Below are 16,485 nucleotides of genomic sequence, written 5' to 3'. Positions count from 1 at the left end.
CGATGACGTCCGGAACACCCGCCGTGCCGCCCACCATCGCCGACGTGGCCCGCGCGGCCTCGGTCTCCAAGACCACCGCCTCGGACGCCCTGCGCGGCCACGGCCGGGTGTCCGGGCCCACCCGGCGCGCGGTCCTCGATGCCGCCGAGCGGCTCGGCTACGCCCCCAACCGCAGCGCCCGCAGCCTGCGCACCTCGGTGACCGAGACCATCGCGCTGCACATCCCGGAGTTCCTGACCAGCGCCGAGTACTACATGTCGTTCGTCTTCGGCGTCGCCGAGCAGGCCGCCCGGGCCGGGCTCAACGTCACCCTGCTGTCCTCGGGGCACCTCCCGTACCGGCGGGGCGCGGTCCCGCAGGTGGACGGGCTCGTGCTGTGCGACCCGGTCGCCGAGGACCCGGTCGTGGAGCAGCTGATGGGCAGCGGACTGCCGGTCGTCACGGCCGAGCGGTACGTCGGCGACCGGCAGCCGACCGGCGTCATATGGTCCGACCACGACGCCTCGATGACCGAACTCCTCGACCACCTCCACGCCTCCGGCGCCCGTCGCCCCGCGTTCATCGCCTCCGACACCACCGGCGACTGGGCCCTCACCCTCCAGCGGACCCACGCCCGCTGGTGCGCCGAGCGCGGCCTGCCCGAACTCGTCAGCAAGGCGCCCTTCGGCTCGACACCCGACGTCCTCCAGGGCGTCGTACGGAAACTGCTGACCGAGACCCCCGAGATCGACGCGATCGTGTGCGCTGCGGACGGCGCGGCTGCCGCGATCCTGCCCGAACTCCGGTCCTGCGGACGCAAGGTGGGCAACGACCTGCTCCTCGCCTCCTGCGTCGACAGCTCCGCCATGCGCACGGCGGAACCCCCGATCACCGCGGTCGACCTCCGGCCGCGGACCATGGGCGCCGAATGCGCCCGTCTGCTCTGCGAGATCCTCTCCGGCGAAACGCCGAAGGGCACCGTCCGCACCCTTCCCATCAACCTGCACGTCCGGGCCTCCACGAAGGCGTAGACGCCCGTCGCAACCGTCACAGGAATCCGTTGTCACCCCAACATCCCGGCTTTCCCAACGCAATTGCCGGAACGATCCGGCAAACTCCCCGGAAGGAGAAGCGAGCATGCGAAGATCAGCAGTCCTGGTCGCCTGTTCCGCCGCTCTCTCGGCCGCCGTGACCGCCTGCTCCGCACCCGCCGCCACCGATGCCGGTGCCGCCGGAAATTCCTCGAAGTCCGGCTATCTCACCCGCTCCGACACATCCCTGAAGGGCTCCGGGCCCCTCACCGTCCAGCTCGACTACGACTCCGTGGAGGCAGGCGGCCTCGACCCGCAGACCGCCGCCACCGCCCGCTCCTGGTCGATCGAGTCCCTGGTCTACGAACCCCTCGTGACCGTCGACGCCAAGTTCGGCATCAAGCCCCTGCTGGCCGCCTCCTGGAAGCAGCCGAACGCCACTACCTACGTCTTCACCCTCCGCAAGGACGTGAAGTTCTCCAACGGCCGCGCACTCACCACCGCCGACGTCGTCGGCAGCATCAAGCGCCTGCTCAAGTCAAAGGCCGCCTACGCCGCCCAGCTCGGCCCCGTGAAATCCGTGAAGGCCACCGGCGCGGACGAGGTCACCGTCGAACTCACCAAGGCCTACACGCCGTTCCTCGCCGCGCTCGCCAACACCCCCGCCGCAATTCTGCCGATGAAGGAGATCGAGAACGGATCGCTGGACCCGCAGAAGGAAATGCTGGGCACCGGCCCCTTCGTCGTGAAGGACCACAAGCAGGACCAGTACTGGGACTTCACCCCCAACACCACCTACCGCGACGCGAAATCCGTACGGATCGACGCTCTCAAAATCGAGATCGTGCCGCAGGAAGCCGCCCGGCTCGCCGCCCTGCGCAATGGCAGCGCGGCCTTCGTGAACTTCAACAACGTCGACTCCATGGACCAGTTGACGGGCACACGCAACGCCAAGGTGGTCAGCCAGACCAACAGCGACTTCTACTACCTGATCCAGAACTCCAAGAACCCCGACTCACCGCTCGCCGACCGGAAGGTCAGGTTCGCCCTCGACAGCGCCCTGAACCGCGCGGAGATCGCCTCCGTCGCCCTCGGCGGACAGGCACGGCCCACCGGCGTCACCCCGAGCGTCCTGCCCGGCGCCTGCGACCCCGCGAAGCTCCCCGCAGCGACCGGCGACACCGCCGCCCCGAAGAACATCGGCACCCTGCGCCTCGCCGTCTACACGTCCGAACCCGCCGTCGGCCAGATCGCCCAGGTCATCCAGCAGCAACTCGCCAAGGCCGGCGTCACCGTCAAGATCCAGAAGTACGACGACACCACCTACGGCGCGAAGGTCTTCGGTGCCAAGCCCGACTTCGACCTCGCCGTCGGCTGGTTCGCCGGATACGTCGACGCCTCCATGGTCTCCCGCTGGTGGAACCCGGTCGTCGCCGGCTTCTCCGCCACCTTCCTCAACGACGACAAGACCCTCGACGCCCTCATCGACAAGGCGGCGAGCGAGCCCGACGGCACCGCCCGCACCAAGACCCTCGCCGACCTGTGCGCCCGCGTGGACACCGCCGCCCAGATGCTGCCCCTGGTCACCCGCCCCTCTGTCCTCGGCTACCGCACCGACCAGGTGAGCCCGACCCTGCGCACCGCCGAGGGCTACGGCAACTTCCTGCGCGACATCACCTCGTACACCCTCCCGGGCGCGAAGTAGACCGCCATGGACCACATCCGCTGGCTCCTCGGCCGCGTCGCCACCGCCGCGCTCACCCTCCTCGGCGTCTCGGTGCTGATCTTCGCAGCCGTCCGCGCGATGCCCGGCAGCTACACCGACCTGGTCCTCGGCCCGCTCGCCGGCCCGGCGGACAAGGCGGAGGCCGCGACCCGCTTCGGCCTCGACCGACCGGTGGTGGAGCAGTACGTGTACTGGCTGCGCAACGCCGTCCAGGGCGACTTCGGCACGTCCCTCGCCGCCCGCACCCCGGTCGCCGCCGAGTTCGGCGACCGGCTGCCGGTCACCGTCACCCTCACCGTGCTCGCCCTCCTGCTCACCGTCGCCGTCGGCGTCCCGCTCGGCGTGTACACCGCGACCCGCGACGGCGGCGGACGCGGGGGAGTGCCGGGCCGCCTGGTCAGCGCGCTCGGCATGAGCCTGCCCGAGTTCGTCCTCGGCAGCCTGGTGGTGTTCCTGTTCACCCGCTACAGCCTGGGCCTGACCGTCGGCAGCTACGTCCCCTGGTCGCGGGACCCGCTCGGCTCGATCGGCTCGCTGTTCCTGCCGGCCTGCGTCCTCGCCGTCTTCTGCGTCGCCGCGACCGCCCGCACCACCCGCGACGCCGTCCTCGGCGTACTGGTGGAACCGCACATCGCGGCCGCGGTGGCGCGCGGCGAACCGAAGGGCTTCATCGTGCGCCACCACGTCCTGCGCAACGCCTCCGTCCCCGTCCTCACCCTGGTCGCCACCCTCAGCGCCTACCTCCTCGGCGGCGCGGTCATCGTCGAGCGCCTCTTCAACGTCCCCGGCCTCGGCTCGTACCTCGTCGACGGCCTCGACCGCCGCGACTACGCGGTCATCCAGGCGGGTGTGCTCCTCGCGGCGACGGTCTTCATCACGACCAACCTGCTCGTCGACCTGGTCAGCGGGCTGATCGACCCACGGATCAGCACGGTGGGGAAGGGGGCGGCCCTATGAAGGGAAAGGCCTTCCGGATCCGTCCGGCCTCGCAGCAGCAGGGCGGACCGGCCGCGCCCGAGGCCCACGCGATTCCCGCGCACAGCGGTCCGGCCGCGCCGAGCACCGCCACGCGCGACGCCCTCCGGCGCCGGCTCCGCCGTGCCGTGGCCCTGCGCGGCTTCGACGGTCTCTTCCGCGCCGCGGTCTGGGTGCTCGTCGCCCTCCTCCTCGTCACCCTGGTCGGCCGGCTCGCCGGCCTCGGCGGCCGCCCGGACGCCATCGTCGGCCCCCGTCTCCAACCCCCGGGCGGCGCCTGGCTCCTCGGCACCGACAACCTCGGCCGCTCCCTGCTGCCCCGACTCCTCCAGGGCATCGGCACCACCCTGCTGCTGTCGGCCCTCGCGGTCACCTGCACGGCCGTCATCAGCACCGCGCTCGGCGTCCTCGCCGGCTACAAGGGCGGCCGTACCGCCGAGATCGTCCTGCGGATCGGGGACGTCCTGTACGCCTTCCCCGCGATCGTCCTGGCCGTCCTGGTCGCCGCGGTCCTGGGCCCCGGCCGCACGGCCGCCCTGGCCGCGATCGTCCTGGTCACCGTCCCGCTGATGACCCGCATGGTCGGCATCGCCGCCCGCGCGGTCGCCCGCCGCGAGTTCGTCACCGCCGCCCGGATCAGCGGGGTCCGCGCCCCCACGATCATGCTCCGGCACATCCTGCCCAACGTCGCCGGCACCGTCGCCGTCCAGGGCACCTACGCCCTGTCCGTCGGCATCCTCGTCGAGGGCGGCCTCAGTTTTCTCGGATACGGCGTCCAACTCCCGGACGCCTCGCTGGGACTGCTCATCCAGGAAGGCGGCCTCTACATGGTCGGCGCTCCCTGGCTGATCGTCGCCCCCGGAGTCGTCCTGGTCGCCGCCATCATGGCGATCAACCTCATCGGGGACAGCCTGCGCGACCGCTTCGAACCCCGAGAGACGAGGTCGCTCACATGACGACACCGCTGCTGGAGATCGAGGACGTCGTCGCCGAGTACCGCACCGGCAAGCGGACCGTCCGCGCCCTCGACGGCGCCTCCCTCACCGTCCACCGCGGCGAGACCGTCGGCATCGTCGGCGAGTCCGGCTCCGGCAAGTCCACGCTGGGCCTGCTGATCGGACGCCTGCTGCCCAGGGCCACCGTGTTCCCGCGCGGCCGCGTCCTGCTCGACGGCGAGTCCTTGCTCGACCTGCCCACCGAACGCCTGGTCGGGGTGCGCCGCGAACGCCTGGCCTTCGTCCCGCAGGACCCCGTCGGCGCCCTCGACCCGACCCTGCGCATCGGCCGCCAGCTGCGGCTCGCCCTGCGCACCACCGACGCGGACCCGGCCGCCCTCCTCGACGGCGTCCGCATCCGTGACCCCGAACGCGTCCTGCGCCTGTTCCCGCACCAGATCTCCGGCGGCATGGCCCAACGCGTCATCGTCGCCATGGCGATGGCCCGCAAGCCCGACCTCCTGATCGCCGACGAACCCACCGCCGCCCTCGACAGCCAGGTCCGCGAAGAGGTGCTCCGCCTGCTGTTCGGCCTCGCCGCCGAACACGGCACGACCGTCCTCTGGCTCAGCCACGACCTCGGCGGAGTCGCCCGCCACTGCGAGCGCATCGCCGTCATGTACGGCGGCCGGATCGTCGAGGACGGCCCCACCGCCCAGGTCCTCACCGCACCCCAACACCCGTACACCGCAGCCCTGTCCGCGGCCGACCCGGCCCGAGCCAAGGACGGCACCCGGCTGCTCACCATCGCCGGCACCCCACCGGTCCTCACCGAGGACGAACCCGGCTGCGTCTTCGGCCCCCGCTGCCCGGCGGCGACCGACGACTGCGCCACGACCCGCCCGGAATCACGGCAGGTCGAGGGCCGCACGGTCCTGTGCCACCACCCGGCCGGAGCACCCCCGGGCCCAGGAGGAGGCCCGGTGAGCGAACCACCTCTGGCGAAGGAGGATGCCCGATGAGCGAACCGGTCCTCGAACTCGACGCCGTCTCCGTGGTGTTCAAGCACGTCACCGCCATGGACAAGGTCAGCTTCAGCATCGCCGCCGGTGAAACCCTCGGCCTGGTCGGCGAGTCCGGCTCCGGCAAGACCACCACCGGCTCCGTCGCCCTGGGACTACGGAAGCCCACCTCCGGCACGGTCCGCTTCCCGTACGGCGGCCGCCGTACCCGCGCCGGAGAGATCCAGGCGGTCCTCCAGAACCCGCACTGGTCCCTCAACCCCCGCCTCACCGTGGCCGATTCGGTCGCCGAACCCCTCGCCGCCGCCGAGGGCGGCCGACTGCGCACCCACCACCCGGCGGTCCTGCGCATCCTCGACCAGGTCGGCCTCCCCGCCTCCTTCGCCGAACGCCTCCCGCACGAACTCTCCGGCGGCCAGCGCCAACGCGTCGCCATCGCCCGCGCGTTGATCACCCGCCCGAAGTTCATCGTCTTCGACGAGGCGGTCAGCGCCCTGGACGTGTTCGTGCAGGCGCAGATCCTCAACCTCGTCCACGACCTCCAGACCGAGCACGACTTCGGCGCCCTGTTCATCTCCCACGACCTCGCCGCGGTGCGCTATCTCGCCCACCGCGTGGCGGTGATGCGCGCCGGCGAGATCGTCGAACTCGCCGACGCCCACCGCTTCTACGCCACCCCGCGGCACCCCTACTCCCGACAGCTCCTGGAGACGCTATGACGCTGACCGAGCACACAGCAGCGGCCGACGCCCGGCTCGTCCCGGCCCCCGTCTTCGGCCCGGCCAAGAGCAACGGCGACTTCGACCTCGTCCCGCAGCCCAGCCCCGGCAGCGGCACGGTCACCTACGACTTCCCCGGCGTCGAGGTCGGCACCGCCCAGTACACGGAGGGCCCCACCGGCACCACCGTCCTCCATGTCCCGGCCGGCGCGCGCATGTTCATCGACGAACGCGGCGGCGCCATCGGCCTCTTCTACGGCGACAAGCAGTACGCCCACGCCATCTGCCTCTCCGGCGGCTCCCTGTACGGCCTCGGCGCCTGCGCCGGAGTCGCCGACGAACTGCGCGCCCGCGTCGACAACAAGGTCGGCTGGAACGACCTCAAGTGCGTGTCGGGCGCGATCATCTACGACTTCGCGGCCCGCGCGAACGCCGTGGTCCCTGACGCGGCTCTGGGCCGGGCGGCCCTGCGCATGGCCGCACCCGGCCGCGTCCCGGTCGGCCGCGCGGGTGCCGGGATCAGCGCCTCCGTCGGCAAGATCGACTGGTCGCGCTGCGAGTTCTCCGGCCAGGGCGCCGCCTTCCTGCAGATCGGCGACATCAGGATCCTCGCCGTGACCGTGGTCAACGCGGTCGGCGTCATCGTCGACCGCGACGGCACGGTGATCCGCGGCAACTACGACCCCGCCACCGGCGCCCGCCGCCTGCCCCACCTCGACTACCAGTCCGCGCTCGCCGGAGACGGCCCGACCGCAGCCCCCGGCAACACCACCATCTCGGCGTTGATCACCAACGTCCGCCTCGACGACCGCGCGCTGGAACAGTTCGGCAGACAGGTGCACGGCTCCATGCACCGGGGCATCCAGCCCTTCCACACCAACCTCGACGGCGACACCCTCTTCACCCTCACCACCGACGAGGTCGACCTGCCGTCCACCCCCTCCCGGATCGGCGCCCACGCCATCAACTCCGTGGGCCTCGGCTCCATCGCCGCCGAGGTGATGTGGGACGCGATCCTGAGCAGCACGCGGTGATCGCCCGCCACCACACCGACACCGCCGACCCGGCGGAACGCGGCCACGCACTCGGCGTGGCCGACAGGACCCGCATCCGCACGAGCATCACCGAATACCGGCGGCTCTTCGAAGCCGTACAGGTCGATCCGGCCCTGCTCCCGTCGTACGGCGACCAGGCGGCCGAAGCGATACGCGGCTGGGCCCCCGCCCTGCACGACGAGCTGGCGGCGATGGCCCGGGGCGCGGACGTGCCCCTGTGGCAGCTCGGGATGCTCAATGCCCGTACGGAGATCCTCGCCACGGTCGGTGCCACCGCCGACGGCGAGTGCACCACCGCCGTGTACGTCGGCGGCCCCGGCGCCCCGCACACCGTCCAGACCTGGGACTGGCACGAGGAGTTCGCCGACACCAGGACCCTGATCCGGCATTCCGGCGTGCGGACCTTCACCGAGGCCGGCATCCTCGGCAAGATCGGCCTCAACTCCGCAGGTTTGGGGCTCCACTTCAACATCCTCAGCCACGCGTCCGACGGCGAGCGGATCGGCGTACCGGTGCACGCCGTGGCCCGCCGGATCCTCGACGAGGCCGCCACGACCGCCGAGGCCGTCGACATCGCCCGCTCGGCCGACGTGTCGGCTTCCACGGTCCTGACGGTGGTCACGTACGACGGCCATCACGGCGACGCCGTGTGCGTGGAGCTCAGCCCGGCCGGAATCGCCGTACTACCCCCGGACGCCGACGGATACCTCCTGCACACCAACCACTTCCTCGACCCCCACCTCGCCACGGGCGAACTCGCCACGAGCACCGCCGGCACCTACCCCCGCCTCGAACACATCACCGCCGGACGGAAGTTGCTCGCCTCGCCCGACCCGGCCCACTGGACCGAACTACTGCACGCGCACGAGAGCGACGGCGCCCCGGTGTGCTGTCACCCACAGCCGGACCTGCCCTTCCACCAGCGGTGGCGCACCTTGCTCACCGTCCGCCTCGACCTGGCCGAAGGGCGGCTGGCCTGCCACGCGGGCGGCCCGTGCACGGCGGGGAAGGAGTCGGCGTGGGAGCACTTCTGACACCCCGTCTGGAGGCGCTCTACCGCTACCCCGTGAAGGGCATGCCGGCCCAGCCGCTACCCCACGCCCAGCTCACCGCAGGCCAAGGGCTGCCGCTGGACCGGGTGTTCGCGCTGACGGAGGGAACCGCGCCGGCCGAGCCGAACGCGCACGGCTGGATCTCCAGCGAGTTGCTCCTGCGTCTGCGCAAGCACGCCGAACTCGGCCTATATCGACTGCAGATGGCGCCGGACGCGGTACGGCTCACCGCTCCCGACGGCCGCGAGGTGCGGATCCCGCTCGACGACCCGGGCCCGCTCCCGCCCGGCCCTGTCGGCGACGCCCGCCTGGTCCGCCCCGGCGCGGCCCTGTGGGACTGGTCCGACGCGCCACTGTCCCTCATCAACCTCGACACGGTGAAGGCGCTGGCCCAGGCGGCCGGCGCCTCCGTCAACCCGCTCCGCTTCCGCGCCAACCTGTACGTCTCCGGCCTGGGCGCCTGGCGCGAGCTCGATCTGCCGGGCACGCGCGCCCAACTGGGGGAGGCCGAGCTGGAGTTCACCTTCCCCACCGAGCGCTGCCGGGCCACGGCGGTCCGGCCCGGATCGGGCGAGCGCGACCTGAACATCCCGGCCCTGCTCGCGTCCCGCTTCGGGCACCTGTACTGCGGGGTGTACGCCCGGGTCGTGCGCGGCGGCCGGATCGCGCCGGGCGACCGGCTCGTCGACCGCGGGCGTGCCCTCACGGAGCCTCGCTTTGCGGCACGCCTGGCCCAGCCCGGCCGCCCCCGTTACGCCGAACTGATCCGGCGCACGGAGGAGAGCCCCACCGTCACGACCTTCGCCTTCCGCGACCCGGCGGGCTCGCGATGCCGTCCCGGACAGCATCTGCGCGTCCATCTCGCCGACGAGAGCGGCCCGTTGTGGAGGTGCTACACCCTCACCGGCGCCTCGGACACCGAACTGCGCATCAGCGTCAAGCGGGTCACGGGCGGCCGCGTCTCGGGCCACCTGCACGACTTGCCGACCGGCTCCCGAGTGCTCCTGTCGGGCCCCTACGGCGACGAACTCACCGCCCCCGACGCGCGCCGCCCCCTCCTGCTGGCCGTCGCGGGCATCGGCATCACGCCCGTACTCCCCGTCCTGCGCGGCCTGTTGGACACCAACCCCGACCGGCCGGTCACCGTCCTGAACGTCGTCCGCACGAGCGCGGAGACCCCGCTGTGGGAGGAGGTACTCGCCCTGCTGGCGAAGCTCCCGAACGCCACGGCACGCCTGCACGTCACCGACCCCACCGACGGACTGCCGTACGGCGCCCACCCCGGTCGCCCGACCGCCGCCGACCTGCGCGACCTGGCTGCCGACGGCACGGCGGAGGCGTACCTCTGCGGCCCGCAGGGCTTCGTCGACACCGTCCGTACGGCACTGCTGGCCGCGGGCGTCGCGGCAGACGCCGTACGCGATGAGCGCTTCCTGTCGCCTCGCCCGGTGGCCCTCGACGAGCGGCCGCCGCCCGAGCCCGGCCCCTTCGCCGTGCACTACACGGTCAGCGGCACCCGGACGACCTGGACCGCCGACAGCGGGACGCTCCTCGACACGGCGGAGTCGGCAGGCCTTGAGCTCCCGTCCGCCTGCCGGTCAGGGGCCTGCGGAACCTGCCGTAGACGCGTCACCGGCCCGATCGCCCACCTGACCGAACCGATCGCCCGACTGGAGGCCGACGAGGCGTTGCTGTGCTGTGCGGTGCCGGTCGGAGATGCGGAGGTCCATGGATGAGGACCGGGTGGGGGGCGAGCGCGGCCTCGTACCGCCGCCACACCTTTAAGCCGTGGCTTAAATGTCGCGGAGCACGGCACAGGCCGTTAGCCTCCTGTATTCGCTCCTCCAAGGTCTCCGTCGTCGGGACGGCATCAGGAAGGAAGTCGCCCGCCATGTCACTGGCCCGAGTGCACAACTTCTCCATCTCCCTCGACGGATACGGCACCGGGGAGGGCCTCAGCCGCGACGAGCCGTTCGGTCACGCCGGGGAGAGGCTGCACGAGTGGATGTTCGCCACGCGGTTCTGGCACGACATGGTGGGCCGGCCCGGCGGGAGCGCCGGCCTGGACGACGCCTTCGCCCGGCGGTTCACGCCCGGGATCGGTGCCGAGATCATGGGCGCCGGGAAGTTCGGCTATCCCGGATGGCACAAGGACCCGGAGTGGAAGGGGTGGTGGGGGCCGAACCCGCCGTTCCACACGCCGACCTTCGTCCTCACCCATCACACGCGGCCCTCGATCGAGATGGAGGGCGGCACGACGTTCCACTTCCTCGACACCTCGCCCGCCGAGGCGCTGGAGAAGGCGCGCGAGGCGGCGGACGGCCAGGACGTACGGATCGGCGGGGGACCAGGCGTTGTCCGCGACTTCCTTGCCGCCCGGCTCATCGACCACATGCACGTCGTGGTCGCCCCCATCCTGCTCGGACGGGGCGTACGCCTCTGGGACGGCCTGGAGGACCTGGAGAAGGACTACGAGATCGAGGCCGTCTCCTCGCCGAGTGGGGTCACCCATGTGACGTTCACCCGCGCGGGCGTCTGACCTGCCTCCGGGTGTCAGTGAGGCCGCTCGGTCTGCCCTGTGCGTCTGACCGTTCGAGGTGACGCGCCCAGTTCCCGGCGGCAGGTCTTGTTGAACGCCTGGAGGTCGGGGATGCCGACGGTCGCGGCGATCGCGGGGATGGCGAGCGTCGAGGCGATCAGGAGGTGCCGGGCGCGTTCCATACGACGGTGCCGGATGTAGCCGACGACCGTGAGCCCGGTGTCCGCCCGGAACAACCGGGTCAGATGGGTGTGGGAGATCCCGGCGGCACGGGCGATCTCCGGGATGTCCAGCGGGGCGGCGAGGTGCTGCTCGATGTGGGCCTTGGCCGTGCGCAGGGCGGGATGCCGGGACGTCTCGTGGGCGTCGGAGGAGCCGGTCAGGCCGGTCATGCGCCACAACACGGTCCACAGTTCCGCGGAGGCCCGCGCCGGGGACTGCGCGGCGGCCGCGACCGTCTGCCGCAGCAGCCCGCCGAGCACCGCCGCGTCCGCGCCCGCGTCCTGCATGACCGGGACGCGGCGCAGTTCGCCCGCGCCGGGCAGCCGGAAGTGGGCGTACAGGTGCTCGGACGGTGTGGCGTCGTAGTGGAAGTGCACCTCGGTGTCGGGCGGTACGAGGCTCATGTGGCCGGGGCGGATCGGATGCCGGAAGCCGTCGAACTCCAGGGTGCCGGAGTAGCCGTACAGATGAAGCTGCCACAGTCGCGGCAGCCGGAACACGTCGTGCGGTCCGGCGTACCCGTGGCTGCCGACGCCCGCGTTCTCGACGTGCGGAGGCAGATCGAGGGCCAGCTGCACCGAGTGCGTCATGGTGGAAAATTACCAGCACTGGTCGATTACAGCCCACGACTTCCGGACCGCGGCTTCCTACGGTTGTCGCATGCCAACCACACGAGAACTGCTGAGTTCCGTCCAGGTGGCGCGGTTCGTGGCGCACGGCTTCCTGCGCCTGGACGGCATCGTGCCCCCGGAACTGGACGACGAAGCCCTCGACGTCTTCGCCGCCGGACTGCCCTCCGTGCCCTACGGCACTCCCGTACCGAAGGCGTTCCCCGAGGGTTCCTTCGCCCGCCGCCTCCTCGAACTGCCCACCGTGGCGGGTGCGTTGGAGAGCCTGGTGGGCCCCGACCCGACCGTCGACCACCACCACGTGCACACCCGCGAACCGCGCGAGGGCAGCGCGCAGCCACTGCACGCCGACGCGCTCATCGACCTGCGGACCGACGCCTTCGACGTGCAGCTCATGTACTACCCCCGGGAAGTCACGCCGGACATGGGCGGCACGCTCATCGTCCCGGGCAGCCATCTGCGCCGCACCAACGAGTCCGACACCGGCCGCTACCAGAACCTGCGCGGCCAGACCCGGCTGACCTGCCCCGCCGGCACGGTCGTCCTGCTCCACCACGGCATCTGGCACGGCGGCCGACGCAACGACAGCGACACCGTCCGCCACATGTACAAGATCCGCTTCAACCCGACGGTTCCGCAGGTACGCCTCTGGGACACGACGGACCTTCACGACCCGGCCGTGGGGGAGGAGTTGAGCGGTGCCTTCCCCTGGTACGAACCGGCCACCGGCCGCCTGGAGATCCACAACCGCATCAGGCTGTGGCGCCTCCTGACCGCGGATCCCGACTTCGACATCGCGTACTGGGCGACGCGCATCGACAACCGGCCGGCACGAAGGAGCACGGCGTGACCACTTCCACCACACTCCGACAGCAGGTCCTCGTCCTCTACCTGGCCACGTCCGCCCTCGACTCCCCGGTCCTCGGCTGGGCGCGCTACGACGGCACCGGCACGACCCACCCCACCACCGGAGACACCGACGAGCCGCCGTACGACACAGGTGTCGCCGCCCTGCAGGACGGCTGGCGGCTGATCCAGGCGGCCCAGCTGATCCCGCCGTATCCCGGGGCGGAACACGAGACGTCGTTCCTCAAGCACGAGTTCTTCTTCGAGCGACTCGTGACGGCGTGAGGGCCGAGCCGGAGGCGGGCCGGGTGTGCGGTGTTCCGCTGCCCTCGACGGTCTATCCGCTCGGCAAGGGCCGCGTGTGGGCGATGCTGGCGGGCTCTCTGCTCTTCGTCCAGCGGGCGTGGTGTTCCTGGCCGCCCACAGCACCGTGAAGATGACGGTGGCGGGGGTGCAGGCCGTGCTCTGCTTCGGGTTCTGCTCGGTACTCATCGCCCAGCGACTGCGCCGAGACCGACCGGAGCTGGTCCTGCACGATCCGGACGCGTATCTGGCCCGGGCACGGCGGGAGAGTTGAGCCGGTCGATTCGAGGCCCAAGCTTCGCTGGAACCGCTGTGCCGGGTGAGTGCCTGTGGGGGAGGATGCTGAACATGACGACTTGAAGAGCACCGGCCGGGCGGCAGCGGTGGCGCAAGGTCGGGACGTGGGAAACGGTCCTGGACAGGGGCCGCCTGATCTGCGCGGCCTGCGGAACGCTCGTCCGCTCGTACCAGTACCGCTTCCATCCGCCCGAGTCCTCCATGTTCGAGCGGTGCATCGGACTGGCCTGGTGTTCCGGTTGCCGGATCTACTCCGGCAGCATGGTGCACGTCCCGCGAAAACGGGTCCTGGTCGACGCCCTCGCTGCGCTTCCCCGCGGACAGAGGGAGGCGCTTGCGCGTTCCGAAACACGACTGGTTGAGTTCCTGGGCCGCCAGGCCCGAGCAGGCGCGACCGAAGACGGTCCGGATGGGGTGCGGGTTCGGCGGGCGAAGATGCCGAGAGCGTGACCGCCGAGACATGGCATGTTCATGCTTGATTCGCATGGTTAACGCTTCCGCCGTCGATCCTCGCCGTCATGAGACGTAGGAAGACCCTCAGACTGACCCTGCCCATGCTGTTCGCCGCCCTCATGCTCACCGTGGCGGGCTCCATGTCGAGTGCGTACGCGGCGACCGACTGGGTGTACAAGAACGCCTACGAGGGCAACTGCCTCACCGGCTCCACCACGACCAGCAACGTCTGGTCGGGCCCCTGCGATCAGTCGCCGGGCACCTACTGGAACTGGGGCAGCTCGTACACCGCCTACCCCAGCGGGATCACCTACCGCCAGTTGAAGAGCTGGTACACCGGCAAGTGCCTCACCACGGACGAGAAGACCACCACGAACGCCGTGTGGCTGAGCACCTGTGACAGCGCCCTCAACGCCGGGCAGTTGTGGAACGGCGACTACAACGAGCTCTCCAATTACAGCGCGGGGTACGACCTGCGCACCTCGGCCAACGGTGATGCCGTCTACACCACCCCCTGGGGCCAGTCCGGCATCGAGGTCGGACGGTGGACCTGGTACGGCACACACAACTGACCACTCCGCTACGTGATGAGGGCCCTCCTGGTTCGGCCGCGGGGCAGCCGCGCCAGGGGGGTCTCGTCACGCCATCGCGGCGGCCATGGAGGTCGCCGCCGACTGAATCACGGAGTCACGGCAACCTTGTCGGCCCGTTGATGGTCCATTCGGTGTTCGGCATCGTCGACGCGCGAGGGACCTATGAGACGGATGCTTCAGATGCCGCGGAATGCGGAGCAGCTGCTGCTGGCGGCGAGCTTGAAAGCGGACCGGTATCTCGGCATGGGCGGGAGGTTCGGGCCTCCGGCACCCGTCGCGGTCCGCGTCGCCAGCCGCCCGCTGCGCTCCGCGGCTGCCCTTGCAGTGCCGCTCGCAGCGCTCGGCGGCATGACCTTCGGGGCCTTCACCGAGGGGACGCGCTTCTTGCAGGCGGTCTTGCTGGCCGTCGGGCTGACGCTGTTCTTCGCGCTGATCCTGCGGTTGGAGCGCCTGACGCAGCTGCACTACGAGCGCGTCGGTTACGACTCCGCCGCCCATCGGCCCGCGCACCGTCCCCGTCCGGGCGGGTTCGGAGGCGTTCTTGGGCAGCTGGGTATCCGCTGGTGCGTGCTGTCGGTGGTCTTCTGGGGTATGGAAAGGGCCAAAGGCGCTCCGGTCAGTTGGTTCTTCAGCGGGGTTTCCATGGGACTGGTGCTGCTGGCAGCGACTGCGCTCGGCCACTTGGCCCAGCGGAGGAGACGACGGGCGCTTCCGCCGGGTGGCCGAGAGCTTTAGCGACAGCGCTTACGGCGTCTGGAGGCTTCGATGCCGCACGACAGCCGGGTACGAGACCGGCGACCTGTCGGCCCGCCCCGCGCTACGCCGAGCCGGGCGCCCGCGGGGACCGGAGCACGAGCAGCGTGATCTCGCTGGGCGCGAAGACGCGGAACGGTGGACCCCAGAAGCCCGTGCCGCGGCTGGTGTAGAGGAGCGTGCGCGTGCCGTGGTGGGTGAGGCCCGCGAGGGCCGGCTGGTCGAGGCGTACCAGGTGGTGGAAGGGCCAGATCTGGCCACCGTGGGTGTGGCCGGAGAGCTGGAGGTCGATGCCGGCGGCTGCGGCCCGGTCGATGAACTTGGGCTGGTGCGCCAGGAGGAGGACAGGCAGGTCGGGATCGGCACCGTTCAAGGCACCGGCGAGATCGACGCGGTGGCCTGCCAGCCCGGAGGCCTCGGCGGTGACGTCGTCCACGCCCGCGACCACGAGGGTGTCGCCTCCGCGTTCGAGCAGCAGATGGCGATTGCGCAGCGGTTCCCAACCCAGCTCGTCCATCAGGTCGACCCAGCCCTGGGCCTCGCTGTAGTACTCGTGGTTGCCGGTGACGTACACACGCGCCCGGGTGGCCCGCACCGTACTCAGCGGGAGGGCCTGGGCGCGCCGGCGTTCGGCCGTACCGTCGGCGATGTCGCCCGTGTGGCAGACCAGGTCGGCTTCCAGCGTGTTCACCGTCTCGCACACCCGTGCCGACCAGCGGGCACGGTCGAGGGGACCGTAGTGCGTGTCGGTGATGAGGGCGACGCGCAGTCCGTCCAACCCGGCACCCAGCCGGTGGAGTTGCACGTCGAGGCGGCGCACACGAGGCACGCGGCGGGCCTCGGCGTACCCCCAGACGAGCAGTACGGCAGCTACGCCGAGGACGGCCCACGTGACGATACGGGCCCGGTCCCGGCCCTCGCCGACACCCGCCACGGTCAGGGCGAGCCGCAGGAAGACGCCCAGCAGGACGGACCACGTGAACAGAACCCAGCTGCCGCCCAGCAGGGTGTCACCGATGACCGCCGCCCAGTCCTGCTGGCGCCGGCCGTGCCCGCGCATCATCGCGAGCGGCATCCCGATCAGGCCGACGGCGAACAGAACGGTCCCGGCCAGCGTGACGGCCAACGGCCAGTGCTGGCCGCCGTACAGGAGCACCCAGCAGGGCACGGTCCACAGCAGGACGGGGGCGATCAGGGGGATGTAGCGCATCAGCCGGAGCAGTCGGCTCCGCCGCGGTGCGTGCGCCTCACCCTCAGCGGGCCGGGTGTCGCTGGTATCGGTCACGCTTACCCTCCCTGACCAGGCGGTCGTTCCGGGCACTGTATCCGGTCGCTGCCGGGCCGGCCGGAACGGCG

General features: G+C 71.2%; 18 protein-coding genes. 16 read left to right on the top strand and 2 right to left on the bottom strand.

The window, feature by feature from the left end; all coding sequences use genetic code 11:
* Positions 1-2: 2 nt before the first annotated feature.
* The 10 genes from ABZ848_RS41975 (at position 3) to ABZ848_RS41930 (ending at position 11,033) form a co-directional block, all read left to right on the top strand.
* Complete coding sequence (locus ABZ848_RS41975) at positions 3-1,010, top strand: LacI family DNA-binding transcriptional regulator (protein WP_360840633.1); 1,008 nt, start codon at positions 3-5, stop codon at positions 1,008-1,010.
* A gap of 106 nt (positions 1,011-1,116) precedes the next feature.
* Positions 1,117-2,715, top strand: coding sequence for an ABC transporter substrate-binding protein (locus ABZ848_RS41970; RefSeq protein ID WP_360840631.1), 1,599 nt, complete (start codon positions 1,117-1,119; stop codon positions 2,713-2,715).
* Between the two features lie 6 nt (positions 2,716-2,721).
* Positions 2,722-3,693, top strand: a complete 972-nt coding sequence (locus ABZ848_RS41965) for an ABC transporter permease (RefSeq protein WP_360840629.1) — start codon at positions 2,722-2,724, stop codon at positions 3,691-3,693.
* Entirely contained in the window at positions 3,690-4,667 is a 978-nt protein-coding gene (locus ABZ848_RS41960) for an ABC transporter permease (RefSeq protein ID WP_360840627.1), read from the top strand. The genes ABZ848_RS41965 and ABZ848_RS41960 overlap by 4 nt, the downstream gene beginning before the upstream one ends.
* A complete protein-coding gene (locus ABZ848_RS41955) occupies positions 4,664-5,668 on the top strand; it encodes an ABC transporter ATP-binding protein (protein WP_360840625.1) in 1,005 nt (334 codons plus the stop codon). Before ABZ848_RS41960 ends, ABZ848_RS41955 begins: the two co-directional genes overlap by 4 nt.
* Positions 5,665-6,387, top strand: a complete 723-nt coding sequence (locus ABZ848_RS41950) for an ATP-binding cassette domain-containing protein (protein WP_360840623.1) — start codon at positions 5,665-5,667, stop codon at positions 6,385-6,387. Before ABZ848_RS41955 ends, ABZ848_RS41950 begins: the two co-directional genes overlap by 4 nt.
* Complete coding sequence (locus ABZ848_RS41945; protein WP_360840621.1) at positions 6,384-7,421, top strand: P1 family peptidase; 1,038 nt, start codon at positions 6,384-6,386, stop codon at positions 7,419-7,421. Before ABZ848_RS41950 ends, ABZ848_RS41945 begins: the two co-directional genes overlap by 4 nt.
* The gene (locus ABZ848_RS41940) at positions 7,391-8,476 is read left to right on the top strand and encodes a C45 family peptidase (protein ID WP_360840619.1); all 1,086 of its coding nucleotides are present in this window, start codon (positions 7,391-7,393) and stop codon (positions 8,474-8,476) included. Before ABZ848_RS41945 ends, ABZ848_RS41940 begins: the two co-directional genes overlap by 31 nt.
* Positions 8,461-10,230, top strand: a complete 1,770-nt coding sequence (locus tag ABZ848_RS41935) for an MOSC domain-containing protein (RefSeq protein WP_360840618.1) — start codon at positions 8,461-8,463, stop codon at positions 10,228-10,230. Before ABZ848_RS41940 ends, ABZ848_RS41935 begins: the two co-directional genes overlap by 16 nt.
* A 155-nt stretch (positions 10,231-10,385) precedes the next feature.
* Positions 10,386-11,033 carry a dihydrofolate reductase family protein gene (locus ABZ848_RS41930; RefSeq protein WP_360840616.1) on the top strand — a complete coding sequence of 216 codons (648 nt, stop codon included), beginning with the start codon at positions 10,386-10,388 and terminating at the stop codon, positions 11,031-11,033.
* A 14-nt stretch (positions 11,034-11,047) separates the two neighbouring features.
* Here ABZ848_RS41930 and ABZ848_RS41925 read toward each other — a convergent pair whose 3' ends face one another.
* The gene (locus ABZ848_RS41925) at positions 11,048-11,845 is read right to left on the bottom strand and encodes an AraC family transcriptional regulator (protein ID WP_360840614.1); all 798 of its coding nucleotides are present in this window, start codon (positions 11,843-11,845) and stop codon (positions 11,048-11,050) included.
* Positions 11,846-11,915: 70 nt separating this feature from the next.
* Between ABZ848_RS41925 and ABZ848_RS41920 the strand changes: the two genes are divergently transcribed.
* The 6 genes from ABZ848_RS41920 to ABZ848_RS41895 all read left to right on the top strand — a co-directional run bounded on the left by ABZ848_RS41920 (position 11,916) and on the right by ABZ848_RS41895 (position 15,111).
* Positions 11,916-12,734, top strand: coding sequence for a phytanoyl-CoA dioxygenase family protein (locus ABZ848_RS41920; protein WP_360840612.1), 819 nt, complete (start codon positions 11,916-11,918; stop codon positions 12,732-12,734).
* The gene (locus ABZ848_RS41915; protein ID WP_360840610.1) at positions 12,731-13,015 is read left to right on the top strand and encodes a hypothetical protein; all 285 of its coding nucleotides are present in this window, start codon (positions 12,731-12,733) and stop codon (positions 13,013-13,015) included. Before ABZ848_RS41920 ends, ABZ848_RS41915 begins: the two co-directional genes overlap by 4 nt.
* A complete protein-coding gene (locus tag ABZ848_RS41910; protein WP_360840608.1) occupies positions 13,012-13,164 on the top strand; it encodes a hypothetical protein in 153 nt (50 codons plus the stop codon). Before ABZ848_RS41915 ends, ABZ848_RS41910 begins: the two co-directional genes overlap by 4 nt.
* Before the next feature lie 2 nt (positions 13,165-13,166).
* A complete protein-coding gene (locus ABZ848_RS41905; protein ID WP_360840606.1) occupies positions 13,167-13,307 on the top strand; it encodes a hypothetical protein in 141 nt (46 codons plus the stop codon).
* A 541-nt stretch (positions 13,308-13,848) separates the two neighbouring features.
* Positions 13,849-14,355: a hypothetical protein gene (locus tag ABZ848_RS41900; protein WP_360840604.1), complete on the top strand. Its 507-nt coding sequence runs from the start codon at positions 13,849-13,851 to the stop codon at positions 14,353-14,355.
* A 192-nt stretch (positions 14,356-14,547) separates the two neighbouring features.
* Positions 14,548-15,111 (top strand): hypothetical protein, encoded by a 564-nt coding sequence (locus ABZ848_RS41895; protein ID WP_360840602.1) that lies wholly within the window; start codon positions 14,548-14,550, stop codon positions 15,109-15,111.
* Between the two features lie 82 nt (positions 15,112-15,193).
* On the opposite strand, the gene ABZ848_RS41890 is transcribed toward ABZ848_RS41895, so the two are convergent.
* Positions 15,194-16,414 carry a metallophosphoesterase gene (locus ABZ848_RS41890; RefSeq protein WP_360840601.1) on the bottom strand — a complete coding sequence of 407 codons (1,221 nt, stop codon included), beginning with the start codon at positions 16,412-16,414 and terminating at the stop codon, positions 15,194-15,196.
* Positions 16,415-16,485 lie beyond the last annotated feature (71 nt).

It is taken from the genome of Streptomyces sp. NPDC047081 (assembly GCF_040643775.1).
Lineage (GTDB): Bacteria > Actinomycetota > Actinomycetes > Streptomycetales > Streptomycetaceae > Streptomyces.
Note: the sequence above shows the minus strand (reverse complement) of the source record. Positions and strands in the feature narration are given on the sequence as shown.